This is a genomic window from Rohdeia mirabilis (assembly GCA_007750655.1).
Classification (GTDB): domain Bacteria; phylum Planctomycetota; class UBA1135; order UBA1135.
Window position 1 is genome coordinate 1,733,607 of record CP036290.1, and the last position, 22,077, is coordinate 1,755,683.

Consider the following 22,077-nt stretch of genomic DNA (forward strand, 5'->3'; position numbering starts at 1 on the left):
GTTCCACGCGGCGCGGGTCGATCAGGGCACGAGCAGCACGTCGACCGCGTTGCTCGCGAAGACGTCGAACGTCAGCAGATCGATCGCGATGTAGGCGTGGTGCACGGTCAGGCCGGTGAATCCAGCTGCGGCCGCGGGCGGGAGGACGAACGCACTCTGTGCCTCACCGTCCGGACCGAGGACTCCGAACGGCGCGGCGAGCGGGGCACTCACCGCGACGCACAGGTCGGTGTACGCGTCCGGGACGAGAGGCAGTTCGACGCCGCCACCGAGCGGGACGGCGGGACTCGTGCCGGTCAGCGAGCCGAGCATCAGGTACACGTCGCCGGCCCGTTCGACGCCGGCCCGCAGGGACAGGCTCTGGGAGCCGCCGGCCGCCACGGAGATCTGCGAGCGAGCGTGCAGCAGCGTGCCGAGGTCCAGCACCTGGACCCCGCCCTGGAAGTCGTTTCGCACGCGCGTGCCGAGCAGGACCTGCTCGCCGTCCAGCGCGATCGACGTGGAGACGCCCGAACCGAGGCCGTCGAACGAGACGGGCGTCTCGAGCTCGATGCGCGCCGACTCGAACCAGGTGCCGTCGGCGCGGCGCTCGAAGAGGTAGGCCGCGCCGGCAGGGATGCCGTTCGACTCGGCGCCGGGCGAGCCGACCACGAGCCGGCCGTCGTACACGTCGAGCGTCTCGCCGAACGAGTCTCCGTCCGCCACGTCCGAGGCGGTGAACTCGGTCTCGTGGAGCCACGTCGCATCCGGCTGCCGCGTGAACACGTGGACCTCGCCCATGTCGGTCGCGGAGATGTCGGCGCCGTACGCACCGACGACGAGGCGGTCGCCGTCGAGCGCCACCGAGCAACCGAAGCGACCGCCGACCTCGAGGACCGGTTCGCGCACCACGTCGGTCGGGAGCCACGTCCCGTTCGACTGGCGCTCGACCATGTAGACCGCGCCGGCCGCGTCGACTCCGGCCGTCGTGTCGCCGCTCGAACCGATGGCCAACCGGTCGCCCTGGAAGCGCATCTCCGACGCGAAGCCCTGGAAGTTGCCGCCGATGCCGGACGTGATCGTGCTGGCGAGGAACCAGTTGCCTCCCCCGGCGCGCTCGTAGATGTACGCCCGCCCCGGACCCAGGCCGAGGAATCCGGAACCGGTCGTGCCGATCGCGAGTCGATCGCCGTCGAGCGCTACCGAGGAACCGAATTCGACGACGTCGGTCGCGGGTGGGAGGATCACGCCGTCCGGCACCCAGATCCCGGGCGCGCTGCGTCGATACAGCTCGACGCGTTGTTGGGTCGTGGGCGCCGCGAGCGCGACGCGTCCGCCGCTGATCGCCACGTTCGAGCCGAGCCGTTGGAAGAACCCCGGGTTCACGACGTCGAAAGCAGCTTCCTCCGTCCAGGTCCCGTCGGGCTCGCGCACGAACGCGTAGGCGGCGCCACCCGCTCCGGCGAACTCGCTGTTCTCGGGCGCTCCGACGATGGCGAGGCCGCCGTCCATGTCGAGCGACTGACCGAAGCGCTCGCTGGACGCGGGCGTGTTCGGCGTGAACTCGAAGTCCACGTGCACGGTGGTCTGCGCGGTCAGCGGTGCGGCGAGGAGTGCTCCGAAGAACGTGGCGACGAGGATCGAGCTGGGCATCTGCATCGGATCGGTCGGGCAGGAGTCGAACGAGTGGGTGATGCGACGGAACCTTCGTCCGCGGCAGCAGCGCTGGGCGGCTCTCGAGTTCGGGTTGTCGCGTGGTCACAGCCTAGGGACTCGGACGCGGGCCGTGGGGCAGCGAGTGGTTAGGCTCCCCGGGGACATGGCGAATCGACGACCCGAGCGGAACCTGCGCGTGGCCGCCCTGCCCCTGGACGTGGTGGGGGGCGCCGCCGAACAGAACGTGGATGCCGTCCGCGAGGCCCTGGAGCGCTGTGTCGAGCGCGGTGTGGACCTGCTCGTCCTGCCCGAGCTGTGGCCCACGTCGTTCCCGCCGTCGCGGGCGGAGGGGGCGGCGCTCGACGCGGTGCTCGCGGAGGACGCCGGAGCCTGGCGGGCCGTCGAAACACTGGTGCGCGAGTCGGGAGTCTGGGTCGTCGGTACTGGACTCGATCGCGATCCGAACGGCGGCGACGCAGCTCCGGCACGTCCCGTGAATCGCGCTCGACTCCTCGCACCCGATGGCACGCGCGCGGTCTACGACAAGGCGCACCTGTTCACGCCGACCGCCGAGCACCTCGCCTTCTGCCAGGGTGGCGAGCGTCCGTCGGTGGTCGCGGGGCCGGCGGCGCACGACGGTTCGCCGAGCGCGCTCGCGATGGCGGTCTGCTACGACCTGCGCTTCGGTGCACCGCTGCAGCAGCTGCCCGCGGCCGGCGTCGAAGTCCTGGTGGTGCCGGCCCAGTGGCCCGCGTCGCGCGCGTCGCACTGGCGCGCGCTCGTGCTCGGCCGCGCGGTCGAGTTGCAGTGCTTCGTCGTCGGTTGCAATCGCAGTGGCGTCGAGTCGGTGGGGCGGCGCGGGCTCGCGCTCGAGTTCCCCGGCAACGCGCTGATCGCGAGCCCCGACGGTGAGGTGCTCGCCGAGGGCGACGGCAGCGGGGCACTGATCGTCGCGGACCTCGACCTCGAACGCGTCGGACGCCTGCGGCGCGACGTGCCCGTCGGACGCGACGCGCGCTGCGACCTGCGATGAGCGCGGATCGACGCAGTGGGGCCGACGGTTCTTCGGTCGGTGCTTCGGTCGGAGCGGCGGAGCGGGCGGCGAGCGGTGATGCAGCGAGCGTTCGGGCCCCCGCGTCCGTGCGTCCCTACACGGTCGCGCTCGAGCCGCCGTTCTGGGCGCGCGGCGGACATGCACAGACCATCGGCGCCCACCTCTGGCCCTGCAAAGCGCCGCGCATCGAGGCCGGGTCGGACGGCTTCGAGCGGGTCGAGATCGAACTCACGGGCGGCGACTCGCTCGTCGCGCTCGCGCGGGACGGCACGAGCGGCGTCGTCGTGCACGTCTGGCACGGACTGTCCGGCGACGCGAACGCCGACTACGTGCGCCGCGCGGTCCAGGTGGCGCGCGCTCGCGGGCACGGCGTCTGGGCCGTCAACCACCGCGGGCAAGGAGCCGGCGCGGGGCTCGCGCGCGGCACCTACCACTCGGGCCGCTCGGACGACCTCGCGGCCGTGCTGCGCGCGAGTCGCGAGCGCGCGCCGACGGCACTGCACGTGCTCGTGGGCTTCTCGATGAGCGGCAACGCCGGGCTCCTCCTGGCGGCCGACGCGTCGCTCGAGCCGCCCGACGCGTTGGTGGCCGTCAATCCACCCGTGGATCTGGCCCAGTGCAGCGATCTGATCCAGCGCGGACCGTCGCGTCTCTACGAGCGCCGCTTCGTGAACCGTCTGCGGCGCGAGTTGGTGCGTCGCGAGCGCGCGGGCCTGCTCGACGTTCCCGTGCTCGTCGAACGCGGCATGTCCCTGCGCGACCTCGACGACCTGCACACCGCGCCCGCCGGTGGATTCGAGGACGCGGACGACTACTACGCGCGTTGTTCGGCGTTGCCGCACCTCGAGAACGTGCGCGTTCCGACCGTCGTCGTCACGGCTGCGGACGATCCGTTCGTCGACGCCCGCGCCTTCGGACGCGTGAAGCTCCCACAGGCGGTGACGCTGCACGTGGAACCCGTGGGCGGACACGTCGGCTATCTCGCGCGCCGCGGTCTCGGTGCGACGTTCTGGCTCGACGGCGCGCTCGGTCACTACCTCGACGAGCTGGTCGCCGCGGCCGGACGCGGTGCGACGGCGAAAAGCTGACGGCGGGGGCCGCGCTCCGAGTGGCGACGGGGCATCGACGCTTGTGCCGCAGCGCGCCGGGTGAGACACTCGGCCAGTGGTCACGATCCGAACCGAGCGACTGGTGTTGCGGCGCTGGCGTCCGAGCGACATCGAGCCGTTCCTCGTCCTGAACAACGATCCGCGCGTGCTCGAGTTCCTACCGGGTCCGCTCGACCGCGAGCGCTGTGAGGCGTTCGTCGCGCGTGCGGAAGCCACGTTCGACGCGCGCGGTTTCGGTCGCTGGGCCGTCGAGGTCCGAGCGGACGGAGACTCTTCGACCGCCGAGTGCATCGGCTTCGTAGGCATCGACGCGCCGGCGATCGAGACCGCCTTCACCCCGTGCGTCGAGATCGGCTGGCGACTTTCCGCCGAGCACTGGGGGCGCGGCTACGCCACCGAGGCGGCTCGCGCGGCCCTCGCGTTCGGCTTCGAGACCGTCGGACTCGAGGAGATCGTCAGCTTCACCGTGCCCGCCAACCTGCGTTCGCGGGCGGTCATGGAGCGCATCGGCATGCAGCGCGATCTCGAGGGCGACTTCGACCACCCGTCCCTGCCGTCCGGACACCCGCTGCGGGCCCACGTCCTGTACCGCGCGCGTCCCTGAGGCCGGCGGGCCCGGCTCGGACGCCTCGGAAGGGCTTTCCGGTTCGCACATGAATCGCGGGTTTCGATCAGTCGAACGCCGCGCCGTGCCGAACCGTCGGGTGACGGGAGCCGCAAGGCGTTCCGCCGCCACCGTGTGCCTTGCAGAGTCCGCGCGGTGGAGGCGGTGCGCCCCTGTTCCCGACGCTCGTGAGGGGGGATGCGCGACGGGGAACGAGAGCAGCGATCGGACGAGAACGAGGAGCGATCACCGTCGCTCCGCGCCGAACTGGCGCACCTCCTGTGGGGTGCGTTGGGTCGACGTCCTCGTGCCGGAGCACCCGAACCCGATCCGTTCGAAGTACGCCCCGAAGAGGCTCGCACCGAGCGAGCGAGCCCCGTGGATCCGAGTCCTGACGCAATGAACACCGAGCAGCAGCCCGCCGAGTCGCCGAGCATCGATCGCGACGCGATCGCGGACCTCGTCGAGGGGATCCTGGCCGACGCCCAGCGCGCGCAGAGTCGCGCGGTGGCGCGGGCCGAGGAGCTGGAGCTTCGTCTCGCGGAGCGCGGAGCCGAGATCGTCGCCCTGGCGGAGGAACTGCGCCGCGCGCACCACGAGACCAAGCTCGAACGCCGCACGCGCGAGCGACTGATCGAACGCGTGGGCCTCGGACTGGCCGCTCCGCTGCAGAACCTGCTCGGTCTCATCACCGCGGCGGAGACGAGCGAGCCCTACGCCTCGGGTCGTCCGTGGCTGCGGGCGGCGGTCCGCGCGGCCGAGCAACTCTCCGGACAACTCGACCACTGGCGCGACGAGACCGCGAACGCGCACGAGCCGCCCGGCCTCGTCCCGTTCCGCCCGTCGGAGGCGCTCGAACGCGCGCTGGCCAAGTCTCGTGACCTGGCCGAGTCGCGCGACCTCGTGGTCGAGGCGTACGACCGCGCCGGAGCGGAGTTGGTCGTGCTCGGCGACCCGAGTCTGTTCGAACGGGTCCTCGACGCCCTGATCCAGCACGGGATCGAACGCACCCGCCGCGGCTGCGTCGCGATCGAGATGTGGTGGTCCCAGCTGGACGGCCAGGACGGCGTGATCGAGGTCGAGTTCGAGGACACCGCCCGCGAGAACGTGCGCGGAGCGCGAGCGGGGGAGTCGAGCGACCGCATCGACACGCCGCGCGCCATCCATCTGGCCCAAGCGGCCCACGAACTGACCGAGCGCCTCGGCGGCTGGCTCGAGCGGAGCGAACGGTCGGGGCGGGTGAGCTGGCGACTGACGGTCGAGTTCCCGCTGCCCGAGCCGCGTCGCCAGGCCGGCTGAGTCCGAGGTCCATCGGGCAGGGGTCGGGTCCCAAGGGACGAGGCCGCCCACCCCAGCTGGGGCGGACGGCCTCGCGATTCTTCTCTTCGTTCGGCGGGGCGATGGTGCCGGCCCGACGTCCATCGAGCCGGTGGGTGCCAGCACCTTCGGTGCACCCCCGCAGGACCTTGTTCGACGGCGGCCTCGCAGCACTTGAAGGGGCCGAGGGTCCGCGGGCGGTCGGTCTCTCTCGAGACACCGGATCGGCCCCTGTGCACGGGCCGAAACGGCTCGAACCCTGTGCTAAGCTGCCGGGCTGGACGCCGGGGATCGAACTCCCGGGCGACCCCTCTGGAGCTCGACGGATCTCCGAGGTCTCGAACTCCCGTCGGACCGATCCGACAGCGTCCTCGCCCTCGCCGCGCACGCCCGCGCACGGGTCGGGGAACGACCAACGAACCCGCGAACCCAAGAACTCCCGTGACCGACGTCGTCATCACCGCCGCCTGCCGCACTCCGATCGGCCGGTTCCAAGGCGGACTGTCGAGCTTCTCGGCCCCCCAACTCGGGGCCCTCGCCGTGGCCGAAGCCCTGCGTCGCGCCGGTGTGGAGGCCGGCCACGTGGACGAGGTCATCATGGGCAACGTGTTGCAGGCGGGGCTCGGCCAGAACCCCGCGCGCCAGGCTGCGATCGGTGCGGGCGTTCCGACGAGCGTCGGCGCGTTCACCGTGAACAAGGTCTGCGGTTCGGGCCTCAAGAGCGTGATGCTCGCCGCCCAGGCCATTCGCGCCGGCGACGCCGAGTGCATCGTCGCGGGTGGCATGGAGTCGATGACCAACGCTCCGTACCTCTTGCCCCAGGCGCGCGCCGGACAGCGCCTCGGCCACGGCCAGCTGATCGACTCGATGGTCGGCGACGGGCTGTGGGACGTCTACAACGACTACCACATGGGCATCACCGGCGAGAACGTCGCCGAGAAGTACGAAGTGGATCGCGCTCAACAGGACGCGTTCGCCGCCGAGAGCCACCGCCGCGCCGCGGAAGCCACCGAGGCCGGCCGCTTCGACGCCGAGAAGTTCCGCATCGACGTGCCCCAGCGCAAGGGCGACCCGATCCCGTTCACGACCGACGAGACCATCCGCGGCGGGATGACGGCCGAATCGATCTCCGGCATGCGTCCGGCCTTCAAGAAGGACGGCACGGTCACCGCGGCCAACGCCTCCGCGATCAACGACGGAGCGGCCGCGGTCGTCGTCATGAGCGCCGCGCGCGCCGAGCAGCTGGGCGCGAAGCCCCTGGCCCGCATCACCGGCTACGCGACCGGTGGCGTCGACCCCGAGTGGGTCATGATGGCCCCCGAGGTCTCGATCAAGAGGCTCGCCGAGAAGCTCGGCAAGGCACCCTCGGACTTCGACCTGCACGAGATCAACGAGGCCTTCTCCGCCGCCGCGTGCGCGCTGACGAACGTGCTCGACCTCGACCGTTCGAAGGTCAACGTGAACGGTGGCGCGGTGGCGCTCGGCCACCCGATCGGCGCGTCCGGCTGTCGCGTGCTCGTCACGCTCTTGCACGCCATGTCCCAGAAGAAGGCCAGGTCCGGCATGGCGTCCCTGTGTCTGGGCGGCGGCAACGCCGTGTCCCTCGGCGTGGAGGCGATCTGATGGGTTCGAGCTTCGAACGGGTCGCCGTCATCGGCGCCGGAACCATGGGCGCAGGCATCGCCCAGACCTTCGCGAGCTGTGGGGCGCACGTCACGCTGGTCGACCTCGACCAGGGCGCGCTCGACCGCGGCGTCGCGGGCATCGCCAAGAGCCTGTCGCGCTTCGTCGCGAAGGAGAAGATCAGCCAGGCGGACGCGGACGCGACCGTCGCACGGATCTCCACGAGCACCCAACTGTCGGCCTGCTCGGAGTGCCAGCTGGTGGTCGAGGCCGTCGCCGAACGCCTCGACGTCAAGACCAAGGTCTTCGCCGAGCTCGACCGGGTCTGCAATCCGGACTGCCTGCTGACGTCGAACACCTCGTCGATCTCCATCACCGCCCTCGCGGCCGCCACGAAGCGCCCCGAGAAGGTGGTGGGGATGCACTTCATGAACCCCGTCCCGCTCATGAAGCTGGTCGAGATCATCCGTGGGCAGGAGACCGACGACGCGTCGATGAACGCGGTGGTCGCCGGCGCCGAGTCCCTGGGCAAGGTGCCGGTCGAGGCCAACGACTACCCCGGCTTCGTGTCGAACCGGATCCTGATGCCGATGATCAACGAGGCCGCCTTCTGCCTGATGGAGGGCGTCGCGACCAAGGAGGCCATCGACACCGTCATGAAGCTGGGCATGAACCACCCGATGGGGCCCTTGACCCTGGCCGATCTGATCGGACTGGACGTGTGCCTGGACATCATGGAGGTCCTGCACCGCGATCTGGGCGACAGCAAGTACCGCCCCTGCCCGCTGCTGCGCCGCATGGTCGCCGCCGGCCGCCTGGGCCGGAAGAACGGCAAGGGCTTCTACGACTACGAAGGCTGAGACGACGGGGGTCGAGCGCACCGCTCCGCCCCCGACGCGTTCCCGCCACCTCACGCTTCCACCGCGATCGGCCGCTTCTCGTCCGACGCCCCCCCGAGACACTCCTCGACCTTTCGAACGATGGACTTCCAACTGCCCGAAGAGCACCAGATGGTGCGGAACATGGCGCGCGACTTCGCCGAGAAGGAGCTCATGCCGCTCGCGACGCGTCACGACCGCGAAGAGCACATCGACCGCTCCGTCTTCGACAAGATGGCCGAGCTCGGCCTGTGGGGTCTGACGATCCCCGAGGAGTACGGCGGTGCGGGGCTCGACAACCAGGCGCTGACCGCGGTCCTGATCGAGATCAATCGCGCCTGCGCTTCGACCGGTGTCACGCTCTCGGTGCACAACAGCCTGATCGGTGCGCCGCTCACCAAGCACGGCACGCCCGAGCAGAAGCAGACCTGGCTCCCCAAGCTCGCCACGGGTGAGATTCTCGGTTCCTACTGCCTGACCGAGGCCAACGCCGGATCCGACGCGGCCGCGGTGCAGACCCAGGCCGTGCGCGACGGTGACGACTTCGTGCTCAACGGCACCAAGCTGTGGGTCACCAACGGCGCCCTGGCGGGCGTCTACATCGTCTACTGCCGCACGAACACCGAGGTCAGCAAGGCCAAGGGCGTCACGGCCTTCCTGGTCCCGCGCGACACGCCCGGCCTCTCGGTGGGCAAGCACGAGATGAAGGCGGGTATCCGCGGCTCGAGCACGACCGAGATCGTGCTCGACAACGTGCGGATCCCCGCGACCAACATGCTCGGGGCACTGGACCGCGGCTTCCCGCTCGCGCTCGAGACCCTCGACGGCGGTCGCATCGGCATCGCCGCGCAGTCGATCGGCATCGGGCGCGCCTGTCTCGAGGCCGCGATCAAGTACGCCGGTGAACGCGAGCAGTTCGGCCAGCCGATCGGCAACTTCCAGGCGATCCAGTGGAAGATCGCCGACATGAGCTGCCGCCTCGACGCGGCCGAGTTGCTCACCTACAAGGCCGCCTGGCTGCGCGACCAAGGACTGCCCTGCACGCGCGAGGCGGCGTCGGCGAAGCTCATGGCCTCGACCGCCGCGAACTTCTCGGCCGACGAGTGCCTGCAGATCCACGGCGGCGCCGGCTACACCGACGACTTCCACGTCGAGCGCCTGTTCCGCGATGCGCGGATCACCGAGATCTACGAAGGCGCGAGCGACATCCAACGCCTCGTGATCGCGCGCCAACTTCTCGCCTAGCGCGCGCGCGACCCCTCCCTCGGTCCGGACCCGCGCCGGATCGACGGAGCCGGTCCGACGGTGCCGGTCCGGCACGCGTCGCGGCGGGGGAGGACCGCGCTCCGAAGCCGGGCGTCCTCCTCCTGGCACCCGTTCCCGCTCCGACTTCCCGCTCCGACGGCGGTGGGGTCGCAAGGGCCGGCGCCCGCGGCCGCCCGAGCCCCTGTGAGCGGGCGCCACGGGTCTCGACGCAAGCGATCTTCGGCCTCGAACCGGGCGCCTCGTCCGGTCGGCGGGCGGGACCGTCCGAGCCCGATTCGACGCACTGCGGGATTTTGCGGTACCTTGGTCGCCGAGCCACCGCGCTCGTCCCCCCCAGCCTCGCCGCCCCGACGCCCGTCCGCCCTGCGGCAGCTTCGTCGTCGCGGTGTTCGCGATCCGGACGAGCGCGTTCGTGACGGAGAAGTCCCAGGTGCCTACCAGCGAGGCCCCAGCTCCCCACGCACTGGCCATCACCTTCGCCCAGCCGCCGTGTCAGTCCTCGTCCGATCCAGCGTGTCCGCACTTGCTCTCGTCCTGTGTGACGAGCAGCGCGTCCGCAGCTTCGTCGAGGGTTCTTGCCCACTCGCAGAGCGCTCGCCTCGCTCCCTGCGCCCCGTCCGGACCCACCGATGAGCGGAAGCCGCGATCCCGAGATCCTCAACATCGAAGAAGCCGCCAAGCTCCTCGGTGTCAGCGTGAAGACCTTCAACAAGGTCCTTCACTCACAAGAACTGCCCGCCCGCAAGATCGGTCGCGAGTGGAAGTTCTCGCGGCAAGCCCTCATCGACTGGGTGGGGAGCGGTCGCAGCGCCGACTTCTATCGCGATGCGGCGAGCGAGGAGCGCGCGACGGAGTCGTCGGCCGCCAAGGTCGACGACAGCGGCGTGATCCGTCCGGCCGAGCGTCGCACCGAGCGAACGACGGAGACCCCGGTTCGCGGCCGGACGTCGGCGCCGACGACCGAGTCCTAGGTCCGAACGGGTCCGGGACCGTCCTCGCGACGGTGCAGCCCGTGGCCGTCCCGCGTGGCGGCGGGAAGTGGAGCGCTGGGGAAGTCCCCCGAACCGCGTCCAGAACTCGGCTGGCGCCCCGCGGGTCGGCCGCGCCACCGTCGACGGCGACCGGGATCCCGTGGTCCTCGAGCGCCGCTCCACACCGACCCCGTGGCGGACCGATCGGGCGCAATTCACTCCCCTCGAAGTGGCATCGATCCGATGGACCTGGGACCATATGAGGTCAGGGTCCGACGAGCGGACTCCCACGAATCGATCCGTCATGAGCAGCACCCAGAGCATCGCCCTTCCGCCCATCACCCACGCCCTGGACCTCACCGAGGACCAGGTGATGATCCGTGACATGGTGCGCGAGTTCGCCGAGACCGAAGTCGCGCCCCAGGCCCACGACAACGACGAGAAGCACCACTTCCCGGTCGATCTGTGGAAGCGGATGGTCGAGCTCGGCCTGCCCGGCATCCCGTTCGGCGAGCAGTACGGCGGCGCCGGCGGCGACACCCTGTCCTACGCCATCGCGGTCGAGGAGATCGCCAAGGTCTGCGGCTCGACCGCACTGACGCTCGCGGCCCACGTCAGCCTCGGCACCTACCCGATCTACCGCTGGGGCGGTGATGCACTCGCCTCCGAGTACGTGCCGAAGCTGATCGCCGGCGAGTACATGGGCGCCTACGGCCTGACCGAGCCGAACGCGGGCTCGGACTCCGGCGGCACGCAGACGCGCGCGGAACTCGTGGGCGACGAGTACGTGCTGAACGGGCGCAAGTGCTTCATCACGAACGCCAACCACGCGGGCGTGTTCATCGTCACGGCCGTGACGGACAAGAGCCTGGGCGTGAAGGGCATCAGCGCCTTCGTCGTGCCGCGCGACACGCCCGGCTTCTCGATCGAGCCCGGTGAGAAGAAGCTCGGCATGCGCGCCTCGGACTGGGCCAGCCTCGTCTTCGAGGACGCACGCATTCCGAAGAACCACCTGCTCGGTCCGGAGGGCGAAGGCTTCAAGACCTTCATGAAGACGCTCGACGGCGGCCGCATCTCGATCGGCGCCCTGTCGCTCGGTCTGGCGGAGGGCGCGTACGAGCAGGCGCGGAAGCACGCCAAGGCCCGCGAAGCCTTCGGCAAGCCGCTCGCCGCCCAGCAGGCCGTGGCCTTCAAGCTGGCGAACATGGCCCTCGACATCGAGGCCTCGCGCCACCTGATCTACCAGTCGGCGCGCCTCAAGGACCTCGGCCAGCCGTACGCGGTCGAGGCCGCGATGGGCAAGCTGCACGCGTCCGAGACCGCGATGCGCGTGACCTACGACGCGATCCAAGTCCTGGGTGGCTACGGCTACAGCCGCGAGTACCCGGTCGAACGCATGTGGCGCGACGCCAAGCTGTGCACGATCGGCGAGGGCACCTCGGAGATCCAGCGCCTGATCATCGCGCGCAACATCCTGCGATGAGTCCCGTGGCGACGCCGCGGACCATCGAGGTGGCAGGCTGGACGATCCACGCCCTGCGCGAAGGCACGCTGCGACTGGACGGCGGCGCGATGTGGGGCGTGGTGCCCAAGAACATCTGGGCGAAGCTCACGCCGCCGGCCGCGGACAACACGATCGAACTGGCCACGCGGCCGTACCTGTGCGTCAAAGGCGATCGCGTGCTCCTGATCGAAGCGGGCGTCGGCGACCGCTGGGAGTCCAAGTACAAGGGCATCTACCACCTCGACGGTGGCTACCTCGAGCAGAGTCTCGCGTGGGCGGGCTACGCGCCCGAGCAGGTGACCGACGCGGTCGCGAGCCACGGCCACTGGGACCACATCGGTGGTTGGGTCGTCGATCGCGGCGACGGGCCGGTGCCGCTCCTGCCCAATGCGCGCCACTGGCTCGAGGCCACGGAGGTCGAACGCTGCTTGCACCCCGATCACGTGCGCCGCGGCTCCTACCGCCCCGAGGATCTCCAGCCCCTGGTCGATCGCGATCTCGTGCACACCTTCGAAGGCACGACCGAGATCCTGCCCGAGGTCGAGGTGCGGCCGGTCGGCGGCCACTCCGACGGCGTCGGACCCGTGATCGTCGGCCCGCGCGGTGGTGAACGCGCCATCTTCTGGGCCGACGTCGTGCCGACCACGCACCACGTGCAGCCGCCCTACATCATGGCCTACGACATCGACGTGGTGCGCAGCTTCGAGGTGCGCAAGGCGCTGCTCGAGGAAGCGGCGCGCGAGCGTTGGACCGGACTCTTCTACCACGACACCGACGTGCCGTTCGCGCGCGTCGCACAGGACGGTCGACGCTTCGTCGTCGAGCCCGTCTGACCGCACGCGCCGTGCGCATCGTCTCCCTCTGTCCGAGCCTGACGGAACTCGTGTTCCGGCTCGGTCGCGGTGGCTGGTTGGTGGGGGTGACGAAGTTCTGCGTCGAGCCGGCGGACGAGGTCGCGCGACTCGAGAAGGTCGGTGGAACCAAGGACCCGCGCGTCGAACGCATCGTCGAGCTGGCGCCGGACCTGGTGCTGCTCAACCGCGAGGAGAACCGGGCCGAGGACGCCGCGCAGCTCGAGGCCGCCGGCGTGCGGCTGCACACGAGCCTGCCGCGCGACGTCGAAGGTGCCCGCGCACTCGTCGCGGAGCTCGGCGCGTTGCTCGGGCGCGACACGGTTGCCGCGACCCTGTGCGCCGAGATCGACGACGCCTGTGCGGCGCTCGACCGCGAGGTCCGCGCGCGCCGACCGATCACGTTCTGCTACCTGATCTGGCGCCGCCCGACGATGGCCGCCGACGCGGGTTCCTACCTCTCGGCGCTGCTCGAGCGCGCCGGCGGGGTGAACGTCCTCGCGGCGGCGAACGCGGACGCGGCCGGCTATCCGACGCTGGAGGCCACGGACCTGGCGCGCCTCGATCCCGAGCGCGTGCTGTTGTCCAGCGAGCCGTTCCCCTTCGCCGCGAAGCACGCCGACGAGTTGGCCGAGGCCACCGGCCTGCCGCGCGAACGCTTCGTCCTCGTGGACGGGCGCGAGCTCTCCTGGCACGGTTCGCGCACGGCGACGGGGCTTCTGGAGGCGCGCCGCGTTCTCGCGCTCGAGGACCGGCACTGTGCGGCGCACACTGGCTGACCTCGGCGCTCGCGCGCTGAACCGCACGTCTCGAACTCCATTCGGCTCGCCTTCCGTCCATGTCCTCACGACCCGCCATCGGCGACCGCAGCGGCTTCTCGCGCCTCACCGCCACCAGCTACCTCGCCCACGCCGCCGTCGCGCCGCTCGCCGACGACGTGCTTGCGCGGATGCAGGAAGGGCTCGCGGAGCAGGCCCGCGCGGGCGTCGCTTCGATCGGCCCGTTCGTCGAGTGGGCGAACGCGGCGCGCGACGGGTTCGCACGGCTCGTCGGCGCCGCGCCCGACCAGGTCGCGCGCGTCCCCAGCACCAGCGCGGGTGTGGCCGCGATCGCGACCGGTCTGCGCCTCGCCGTGGGCGAGCGGATCCTGTGCTTCGACGGCGAGTTCCCGACCAACGTGTCGCCCTGGCAGGCGGCCGCCGCGCGCGCCGGAGCGCACGTGGACCTGTGCCCGCTGGCGCCGTTCGAACGTTCGCACGCGGAAGGCCTCGAGTTGGTCGCGCGCCGCTTGGCCGAGCGTCCCGTGCGCCTCGTCGCCGTCAGCGCCGTGCAGTTCCAGACCGGACTCGCGCTGCCCGTCGCGGACCTCGCGCGGCTGGCCCACGAACACGGCGCGCGCCTGTTCGTCGACGGCATCCAAGCGGTGGGGGCCGTGCCGCTCGACGTGGTGCGAGCGGGCGTCGACTACCTCGCCTGTGGCGCGCACAAGTGGCTGATGGGGCCGCTCGGCGCCGCCTACCTCTACCTGTCGCCCGCGGCGCGCGCCGAACTCGAACCCCAGATCGTCGGCTGGATGAGCCACAGCGAACCGGACGCGTTCCTCTTCGCGCCGAACGAGCTGCGCTACGACCGCGCGCTCGATCCGGGTGCGCGCGTGTTCGAGCAGGGCGTTCTTCCGTTCGTGCAGTACGCGGGATCCGCGGTGGCGATCGCGAACCTGCTCGAGCTCGGCGTCCCGAGGATCCACGCGCACCTGCAGGCCTTCCACGACGCGCTCGAGCCGCAACTCGCCCGACTCGGTTGGCGTTCGCGCCGCAGCGCCGAGGCCGCGGGCCGCTCGGGCATCTGTTCGTTCGCGCCGCCCGACGGCATCGACGTGGGCACGGTCGTCGCCGCCGCCGCCGAGCGTGGCGTCGCGCTGACGGGTCCCGACGGACTCCTGCGCGTGGCGCCGCACTGGCCGAACGGGCTGGGCGAGGTGGACGCCGTCGTGGACGTGCTCGCCGGGGTGGTGCGCGGCTGAGCGGTGTGCCCGTGGCGGATGGCCCGAGGGCGCCCGCTCGAGCGCGGTACCGGCATCGGCATCGGCAGCAGGGGCAGCGTCGAACCCGCCGGCAGCGCCGGCCGACCGCCGTGTGGGCGCGACCGTCCGGTGTCGATCACCGACGGTCGCCGGCGCCGTCCAACGCTCTGCGCTCTAGTGCTCTTCGCTGACGTGGTTCCGATTCCACGCCGGGATCTCGACCACCAGGTTGCGCGTCCCGTCGGGCACGCACTGGCACGCCAGACGCGAGTTCGGCGTGATCCCGGGCGCCAGGTCGAGCTGGTCCTCCTCGTCGTCGGAGGCCTCGTTGCAGGTCTCGACACCCTCGCGCACGATCACGTGGCAGGTCGAGCAGGCGCAGACACCGCCGCAGGCGTGATCGATCTCGAGGTCGTGCCCGAGGGCGATCTCGAGGAGGGAGCCCGGCAGACCGTCCCGGGTGTACGGGAGCTTCGCCGGGTCGACCTCGACCTGCACGTTCATCGGAAGGAACGTGATGGTGTACGGGCGACTCGGAAGCTTGGTCGTCGCGCTCGAGATGAAGGGGTTCGAACCGCCCATGGCGTCGTTGGATCGTTGGGGCTCGGGTGAGCAGGTGCCGTTGGAATCAGAGTCCGGCGCCGAACGAGTCGGCGTCGTTCGCCGGAGCGTCGGAGCGCTTCTCTTTGGACGGACGCGCCGGTCTTTCGCGCTTCGGCTCGGCGGAATCTCGGCGCGGGCGCCGCGCGGGCGCTTCGTCCCGGGGCTCCTCGCGCTCCGTGGAGATGGCCCCGAAGGCGGGCGCCCCGTCGTTCGAGCGGGGGCGGGCGGAGTCGCCGCGGTCCGTCCGCTCGCGCGAGCGCTCGGTGCTGCGTTCACCCTCGTCGCGGCGACGGGGGCGTTCATCGCGGTCGCTGCGTTCGCGGGGCGCGCGGGCGGGACGTTCGTCGTCGCGATCGCGGCGGCGGGACTCGGGAGCGGAGCGGTCGCGGCGGCCGTCGCCCGCAGCGGCGCGGGGGGCGCGCTCGGGGGCGTCCTCGGTGCGCGAACGGCGGGGCCGTTCCTGGTCGTCGGGCCGTTCGTCCCGGTGGGAGCGGGCCGGTCGCTCGTCGCGGTCGGAGCGCTCGCGGCGCGCGGGGCGATCTTCGCGTGCCGGACGCTCGTCGCGGTCCGAACGCTCGCGGCGCGCGGGACGTTCGTCGCGGTCGGAGCGCTCGCTGCGCGCGGGACGATCTTCGCGTGCCGGACGCTCGTCGCGGTCCGAACGCTCGCGGCGTGCGGGACGTTCGTCGCGGTCGGAGCGCTCGCTGCGCGCGGGACGATCTTCGCGTGCCGGACGCTCGTCGCGGTCCGAACGCTCGCGGCGCGCGGGACGTTCGTCGCGGTCGGAGCGCTCGCGGCGCGCCGGGCGTTCGTCGCGTGCGCCTCGTTCGCGCCGGGCGGGACGTTCGTCGTCGGCACCCTCGCGGCGTCGACGGGGGCGTTCGCCGGCCTCGCGAGCTTCGTCACGTTCACGCGCGGCGCGGGTCCGCGGTGCACCGCCGCCCATGGAGGCGACCAGGTCGCGGGCGTCGAGTTCCTCGACGTCCCAGGCCATCTGACCGACCAGCTCGCGCCAGCGGCGCATGTCGCCCGGAGCGACGAGCGTGATCGCGTGGCCCTCGCTGCCCGCGCGGCCGGTGCGGCCGATGCGGTGGGTGTAGGAGGAAACTTCACGCGGCACGCCGCAGTTGATCACGTGGGTCACACCGCGCACGTCGAGGCCGCGGGAGGCCACGTCCGTCGCGACCAGCGCGCGAATGGAACCGTCGCGGAACGCGCTCATGACGCGGAAACGCGCCGTCTGGTCGTAGCCGCCGTGCAGCGCCTTGACGCCCTCGGGCAGGCGCTCGAGTCGGCGCAGCATGCGGTCGACGTCGGTGCGTCGCTCGCCGAAGGCCAGCAGCAGCTCGTCCTTGCCCGAGCGGCGGATGAGCGTGCGCAACAGTTCCGCGCGGTCGTCCTCGCTCGAGCAGAACACGACCGACTGTCGGATGGTGTCCGCGGCCGACACGCCGCGCGCGGTGGCGATCTCGGCCGGGTTCTTCGTGTGCTTGCGCGCCAGGGCGAGCAGCGCCGGCGGGAACGTGGCCGAGAAGAGCAGCGTCTGACGCTCTTCCGGTGTCTGCAGCAGGATCTTCTCGACGTCGTCGAGGAAGCCGATCTCGAGCATCTCGTCGGCTTCGTCGAGGACCACGAACTCGGTCCACGGGAACGACAGGAACTTCTGTCCCATCAGGTCGAGCACGCGGCCCGGCGTGCCGACGATGACCTGCGCGCCGGCCTTCAGTTGGTTGATCTGCGGTCCGATCGGCTCGCCGCCCACCAGCAGCGCGACCTGGATGCCTTCGCTCTCGCCGAGCTTCTCCAGCACCTCGGCCACCTGCTGCGCCAGTTCGCGCGTCGGGCACAGCGCGAGTCCGAGCACCGTCGAGCGTCCGGCGTCGACGCGGCTCATCATCGGCGCGCCGAACGCGAGCGTCTTGCCGGTGCCGGTCTCGGCCTTCGCGATCACGTCGCGACCCTCGTAGACGGCGCCGATCGACAGGGCCTGGATCGGCGTGGGCTTGGTGATGCCCATGTCCTTGATCGCCTTCTGGACGAAGTCCGCGAGCGGCCACTCCTCGAACGACTCGATGTCGGGGGGCGTGTCGATCGGGTGGAGTTCCTCCACCGGTCCGTAGTCCTTCTTCGGCTTGGCACCGGAGCCGGAGCGCCCGCCGCGACGCGGACCTCGGCCGCCTTCGCTGCGTCCGCCGCCGTCTCCGCGCCCGCCGCCGGACCGCCCGCCACTTCTTCTCGATCGTTCTTCAGTCGTCATGGTTCGATTCCAAGCGGACCGTTATCCGCAATTGCGCACGGGGTTGGCAACCGTCCTGCCCACAATGCGGTCCCCTCGGTGCGGTCCTCGACGCCCGTGGACCGCTTCCTCCCGCTCGCGACGAGAGAGCCCCGAAGACCCATGCGAATCGCCACCTGGAACGTCAATTCGGTCCGCGCGCGCCTCGGGCGCGTCCTGGAATGGCTGGACTCCGCCCAGCCGGACGTGGTCTGCCTCCAGGAGACCAAGTGCGTGGACGAGCAGTTCCCGCGCGAGCCCATCGAAGAGCTCGGCTACTCGATCGCGACCTACGGTCAGAAGACCTACAACGGCGTGGCGATCCTGGCCAAGGGGCAGATCGAGGACGTCCAGCGGGGTCTTCTGGGCGACGGCGAGGACGCCGAGGCGCGCGCGATCGCGGCCCAGGTGGACGACTTCCTGCTGCTCGACCTGTACGTGGTCAACGGCAAGGCGGTGGGGGACCCCAAGTACGCCTACAAGCTCGAGTGGCTGGAACGCGTGCGAGCCACGATCGCCGAGCGCTTCGACCTCTCCGAGAAGGTCGTGGTCACCGGCGACTTCAACATCACCTTCGACGATCGGGACGTCTACGACCCGGACGCCTGGCGCGAGAAGATCCTGTGCTCGACGCCGGAGCGCGAGCGCCTCGCCGCGATCTGCGAGCTCGGCCTGCACGACGCGCTGCGCACGTTCACCGACGAGGCCGGCCTCTACACCTGGTGGGACTTCCGCACGCGTGGGTTCCAGCGCGGCAACGGCCTGCGGATCGACCACTTCCTGCTCTCCCAGAGCGCGCTCGACGCCTGTACCGGGGTCGAGGTCGACGTGGAGGAACGCGGGCGCGAGAAGCCCTCGGACCACGCGCCGGTCGTGGCCACGTTCGCCTGAGCGCGAGCGGCGCCAGCGAGCCCTCGCTCAGCGCCGCGCGTCGTAGACCTCGAGCACCCGCTCGGCCCGGCGCTGCTCGTCGAGTTCCGGGTACACCTGGCGCAGGACCTCGTGCCCGGGCGACAGCCGCAGCAGCAGGAAGTCGGCCAGGCGACCGAGCGGCACCTCGGCGTCGATGTCCTTCGCCTCCGGCGCGAGGTTCCCGATCGCGCGGATCAGCCGTTCCCGCAGGGGCTCGCAGCAGGGCAGCGAACGATCGGCGATCTTCCTGACCTCGACCTGGCGGTAGAGCCGATCGCTCTCGCACTCGTCGACCAGCACCCGCCCGAGCCCGACCACCACGATCACGTAGCGTCCGTCGGGACGGCGCTCGTGGCGGCCGATCTCGCCCAGGCCGGCCACGGGATGGACGGGCGGAACGCCGCGCATGTCGTGTTCCCAGCCCGTCTGCACCGTTCCGATCACCAGGCGCCCCGAGCGATCGAGCAGGTCCTCGACCATCTGGACGTAGCGCGGCTCGAACACCAGGAGCGGCATCACCGCGCCGGGGAACAGCCAGGCGTTGGGCAGGGCGAAGAGCGGATGGCGGCCGATGGTCTCACCCGCGTAGTCGCGCGGGGCCGTGGGCTCGAGCGGATCGCTGTCGCTCGGCGCTCCTTCGCCGGACGCTCGCGCATCCTCGCGCCCGTCGCCCTTCGGCGGCCAGCCCTCGGCCCAGGCGTCGCCGCTCGTCTCGCCCGTGCTCACGAACCCAGACCCTCGGTGTCGGCCGTGGTGACGGGGCCGCGCAGGCCCTCGAGCAGTCCACCGGCGGCGCGCAGGCGTGCGGCCCGCGCGGTCCAACCGCGGTCGCCGAAGCTGCGGTGCAGGTTCCAGACCTGGCGCCGCAAGAGTTGGCGGTCGTCCGCGTCGGCGAACCACTCGGCGCGGTAGGGCAGGCCCCGTTCGGCCAGGTACTCGCGGCACTCGCGACGGGAGCGCACGGCGCCGCCGTGGAACGGGTCGACCAGGAGCGAGCGCCGTCCCGCGTGCAGGCGCAGCAGCACGTGTCCAGGCAGCGGCACGGCCGTGGCACGCACGCCGACCCGGCGGGCCACCAGCATGCAGATCGCGGTCAGCGTCAACGGCAGGCCCCGGTGGCGCACGAGGGCGCGGTGCAACCAGACGTTGTCCGGTTGGTGGTAGTCGTCCTCCGAGCCGCGGAAGCCGTGTTCGTTGCAGATCTCCTCGACCAGCTCGTAGGCCCCGGCCAGGTCGTCGTCGGTGCGGGTGCGGCGGCGGGTGACGCGGCGCGCGAGGCGGTCGAGACGCCGGCGCGTGGGGCGCGGGTCCTCGCCCTCGGGGGCCAGGGCCGACAGTCGCAGCAGCCCGGTCTCGAGGTCGACGCGCGGGCGCGCCAGGTAGGCGACGAGGTGGCGCCAGCGCTCCTCGAAGCGACGGCGCTCGAGCACGGCGCGTGCGCGGCCACGCAGGCGCGGGTCGTCGTCGCGCGCGGCTCGCAGCACCAGCGGCAGGACCGAGCGGTCGGCGCGGACCAGCTCGCGAGCGGCGACGCGCTCGACCGCGGGCGATTCGTCGACCAGGAGGCTGATCAGGCTCCGGGCCCGCTCGTCCCCGCGCGATTCCCCTGCGTCCGGGTTCCCGCCGCCAGAGCTCTCGCCGCCAGATCTCCCAGCGCCCGCTCCCGCGCTGCCCGCCCCGGGGAGCAGCGGCTCGTCCGGAGTCGGGGAGGGGGGCGTGGGCTGGGGGCGGCTCGTCATGCTGGGCGGGTCGTGGGGCCGAACGGGCGGGGGCGGTCGGGGCGGGCGTCTTCTAGAGGATCGCGCCGTGAGATTCGAGCGGGGGCGCCGCCCATCTGTCGGGCGGCGTTCCTTGCGGACGGCCTCGGACCCCTCCTATCCTAGTTCGCCCGCGAGCCCGCGCGACCGCCCCGTCCAGCCTCCGTTCCCGACCGATCCCGCCGCGCGGGACGCCGTCCGACCGGACACCGGTCCCGTGCGGCCGAACGGATCCCGAGGACTTGCCGCCCACGGCACACGACGAGCCGTGATCACGAGCTGCTTCCGCCGGCTGCGTCCGCGTTTCGAGCCCTGCGCACCGCACACGCGGGACGACGGGACCCAGGAACCCACGGCTCTCGCTCACTCCCACCGCATCCCACCATCCATCCCGAAGTGACCGCCCGAGGCCCCCGACCCACTGGACGACCGATCGTCGTCACCCACGCTCTGAGGACGCCGATCGGGCGCTACCTCGGCGGCTTCGCGAGCCTCTCAGCCGCGGACCTGGGATCGAGCCTCGTCGCGTCGCTCGTCGCGCGGGCGGGCATCGACGGAGCACTGGTCGACCACCTCGTCTTCGGCAACGGACGCCAGGCCGGTGGGGGGCCGAACGTCGCGCGTCAGATCGCGGTGCGAGCGGGCCTGGGCGACGGCACGACCGCGCTCACGACGAACATGGCCTGCGCGTCGGGTCTGAAGGCGATCGAACAGGCCGCCGACGCGATCGAGCTCGGACGCGCGCGCATCGCGGTCGCCGGCGGCGTCGAGAGCATGAGCGGCCTGCCGTTCTTCCTGCCGCAGATGCGCGCCGGCTATCGACTGGGGCACGCGAAGGTCGTGGACTCGATGTACCAGGACGGTTTCCAGTGCCCGCTGGCCGGCATGCTGATGGGCGCGACGGCCGAGGTGCTGGCGCGCGAGTTCGAGATCGACCGCGCCGAACAGGACGCGTTCGCCCTCGCCAGCCAGCACAAGTGCCAGGCCGCGCGCGAGGCGGGGCGCTTCACCGACGAGATCGCGCCCGTCGACGTGGTCGGTCGCAAGGGCGACGTCACGACGATCGACACGGACGAACACCCGCGCGACGACGCGCGTATCGAGTCGCTGGCCAAACTCCCCGCCGTCTTCGACCGCGACAACGGCACGGTCACGGCCGGCAACTCGTCGGGCATCACGGACGGTGCGGCGGCCCTGCTCGTGATGGGCGCCGACACCGCCGAGGAACTCGGACTCGCGCCGCTGGCGTTCATCGGCGGATCGAGCGAAGCGGGCGTCGAGCCCGAGCGCATGGGCATCGGCCCCGTCCCGGCCATGGCGAAGCTCGAAGCCCACAACGGACTCACGCCCGGCGACTACGACCTGATCGAGCTCAACGAAGCGTTCGCGGCCCAGGTCCTCGCCTGCGACCGGATGGCGCCGTTGCCCATGGACCGCGTCAACGTGAACGGCGGCTCGATCGCGCTCGGGCACCCGATCGGGGCCACCGGCGCGCGCATCGTGGTCACGCTCTTGCACGAGATGCAGCGGCGCGCCGCCCAGAACGGCCTTGCGACCCTGTGCGTCTCGGGCGGAATGGGCATGGCGATGCACCTGTCGCGGCGCGGACTCTGACGCCGAACGCAGCGGCCTCGGTCCCACTCGCCCGCACGTCCGAACAACGAACACCGTGTCCGACCCGTACGGCTCGCGGCA

At 71.5% G+C, this 22,077-nt stretch carries 19 protein-coding genes; 14 read left to right on the top strand and 5 right to left on the bottom strand.

Features of this window, described 5'->3' with window-relative positions:
• Positions 1 to 21: 21 nt before the first annotated feature.
• Positions 22 to 1,638, bottom strand: a complete 1,617-nt coding sequence (locus Pla163_RS06485; RefSeq protein WP_145185372.1) for an FG-GAP repeat protein — start codon at positions 1,636 to 1,638, stop codon at positions 22 to 24.
• Positions 1,639 to 1,798: 160 nt separating this feature from the next.
• Between Pla163_RS06485 and Pla163_RS06490 the strand changes: the two genes are divergently transcribed.
• The 12 genes from Pla163_RS06490 to Pla163_RS06545 all read left to right on the top strand — a co-directional run bounded on the left by Pla163_RS06490 (position 1,799) and on the right by Pla163_RS06545 (position 14,835).
• Complete coding sequence (locus Pla163_RS06490; RefSeq protein ID WP_419186383.1) at positions 1,799 to 2,668, top strand: nitrilase-related carbon-nitrogen hydrolase; 870 nt, start codon at positions 1,799 to 1,801, stop codon at positions 2,666 to 2,668.
• A gap of 107 nt (positions 2,669 to 2,775) precedes the next feature.
• Positions 2,776 to 3,777 (top strand): YheT family hydrolase, encoded by a 1,002-nt coding sequence (locus tag Pla163_RS06495; protein ID WP_419186384.1) that lies wholly within the window; start codon positions 2,776 to 2,778, stop codon positions 3,775 to 3,777.
• An 85-nt stretch (positions 3,778 to 3,862) separates the two neighbouring features.
• Positions 3,863 to 4,402: a GNAT family N-acetyltransferase gene (locus Pla163_RS06500; protein ID WP_145192384.1), complete on the top strand. Its 540-nt coding sequence runs from the start codon at positions 3,863 to 3,865 to the stop codon at positions 4,400 to 4,402.
• 399 nt (positions 4,403 to 4,801) lie between these two features.
• A complete protein-coding gene (locus tag Pla163_RS06505) occupies positions 4,802 to 5,701 on the top strand; it encodes an ATP-binding protein (protein ID WP_145185381.1) in 900 nt (299 codons plus the stop codon).
• 459 nt (positions 5,702 to 6,160) lie between these two features.
• Entirely contained in the window at positions 6,161 to 7,342 is a 1,182-nt protein-coding gene (locus tag Pla163_RS06510) for an acetyl-CoA C-acetyltransferase (RefSeq protein ID WP_145185384.1), read from the top strand.
• Positions 7,342 to 8,202: a 3-hydroxyacyl-CoA dehydrogenase family protein gene (locus Pla163_RS06515; RefSeq protein WP_145185387.1), complete on the top strand. Its 861-nt coding sequence runs from the start codon at positions 7,342 to 7,344 to the stop codon at positions 8,200 to 8,202. Before Pla163_RS06510 ends, Pla163_RS06515 begins: the two co-directional genes overlap by 1 nt.
• Before the next feature lie 120 nt (positions 8,203 to 8,322).
• On the top strand, positions 8,323 to 9,465 hold the full coding sequence (locus Pla163_RS06520; protein ID WP_145185390.1) for an acyl-CoA dehydrogenase family protein: 1,143 nt from the start codon (positions 8,323 to 8,325) through the stop codon (positions 9,463 to 9,465).
• 650 nt (positions 9,466 to 10,115) lie between these two features.
• Positions 10,116 to 10,457: a helix-turn-helix domain-containing protein gene (locus Pla163_RS06525; protein WP_145185392.1), complete on the top strand. Its 342-nt coding sequence runs from the start codon at positions 10,116 to 10,118 to the stop codon at positions 10,455 to 10,457.
• A 304-nt stretch (positions 10,458 to 10,761) separates the two neighbouring features.
• On the top strand, positions 10,762 to 11,940 hold the full coding sequence (locus Pla163_RS06530; protein WP_145185395.1) for an acyl-CoA dehydrogenase family protein: 1,179 nt from the start codon (positions 10,762 to 10,764) through the stop codon (positions 11,938 to 11,940).
• The gene (locus Pla163_RS06535; protein ID WP_145185398.1) at positions 11,937 to 12,794 is read left to right on the top strand and encodes an MBL fold metallo-hydrolase; all 858 of its coding nucleotides are present in this window, start codon (positions 11,937 to 11,939) and stop codon (positions 12,792 to 12,794) included. The genes Pla163_RS06530 and Pla163_RS06535 overlap by 4 nt, the downstream gene beginning before the upstream one ends.
• Positions 12,795 to 12,805: 11 nt before the next feature.
• Entirely contained in the window at positions 12,806 to 13,591 is a 786-nt protein-coding gene (locus Pla163_RS06540; protein ID WP_419186385.1) for a helical backbone metal receptor, read from the top strand.
• A 59-nt stretch (positions 13,592 to 13,650) separates the two neighbouring features.
• A complete protein-coding gene (locus tag Pla163_RS06545) occupies positions 13,651 to 14,835 on the top strand; it encodes an aminotransferase class V-fold PLP-dependent enzyme (protein ID WP_145185404.1) in 1,185 nt (394 codons plus the stop codon).
• Positions 14,836 to 15,009: 174 nt separating this feature from the next.
• On the opposite strand, the gene Pla163_RS06550 is transcribed toward Pla163_RS06545, so the two are convergent.
• Both Pla163_RS06550 and Pla163_RS06555 read right to left on the bottom strand, forming a co-directional pair.
• Entirely contained in the window at positions 15,010 to 15,417 is a 408-nt protein-coding gene (locus Pla163_RS06550; protein ID WP_145185407.1) for a 2Fe-2S iron-sulfur cluster-binding protein, read from the bottom strand.
• Between the two features lie 46 nt (positions 15,418 to 15,463).
• Positions 15,464 to 17,695, bottom strand: coding sequence for a DEAD/DEAH box helicase (locus tag Pla163_RS06555; protein ID WP_145185411.1), 2,232 nt, complete (start codon positions 17,693 to 17,695; stop codon positions 15,464 to 15,466).
• Positions 17,696 to 17,836: 141 nt separating this feature from the next.
• Between Pla163_RS06555 and xth the strand changes: the two genes are divergently transcribed.
• Positions 17,837 to 18,604, top strand: coding sequence for an exodeoxyribonuclease III (gene xth, locus Pla163_RS06560; RefSeq protein WP_145185414.1), 768 nt, complete (start codon positions 17,837 to 17,839; stop codon positions 18,602 to 18,604).
• A gap of 27 nt (positions 18,605 to 18,631) precedes the next feature.
• Here xth and Pla163_RS06565 read toward each other — a convergent pair whose 3' ends face one another.
• Positions 18,632 to 19,351 (bottom strand): LON peptidase substrate-binding domain-containing protein, encoded by a 720-nt coding sequence (locus tag Pla163_RS06565; RefSeq protein WP_145185417.1) that lies wholly within the window; start codon positions 19,349 to 19,351, stop codon positions 18,632 to 18,634.
• A complete protein-coding gene (locus tag Pla163_RS06570) occupies positions 19,348 to 20,364 on the bottom strand; it encodes a transglutaminase-like domain-containing protein (protein WP_145185420.1) in 1,017 nt (338 codons plus the stop codon). Before Pla163_RS06570 ends, Pla163_RS06565 begins: the two co-directional genes overlap by 4 nt.
• Before the next feature lie 414 nt (positions 20,365 to 20,778).
• Between Pla163_RS06570 and Pla163_RS06575 the strand changes: the two genes are divergently transcribed.
• Positions 20,779 to 21,996 (top strand): thiolase family protein, encoded by a 1,218-nt coding sequence (locus Pla163_RS06575; RefSeq protein ID WP_145185423.1) that lies wholly within the window; start codon positions 20,779 to 20,781, stop codon positions 21,994 to 21,996.
• Positions 21,997 to 22,077 lie beyond the last annotated feature (81 nt).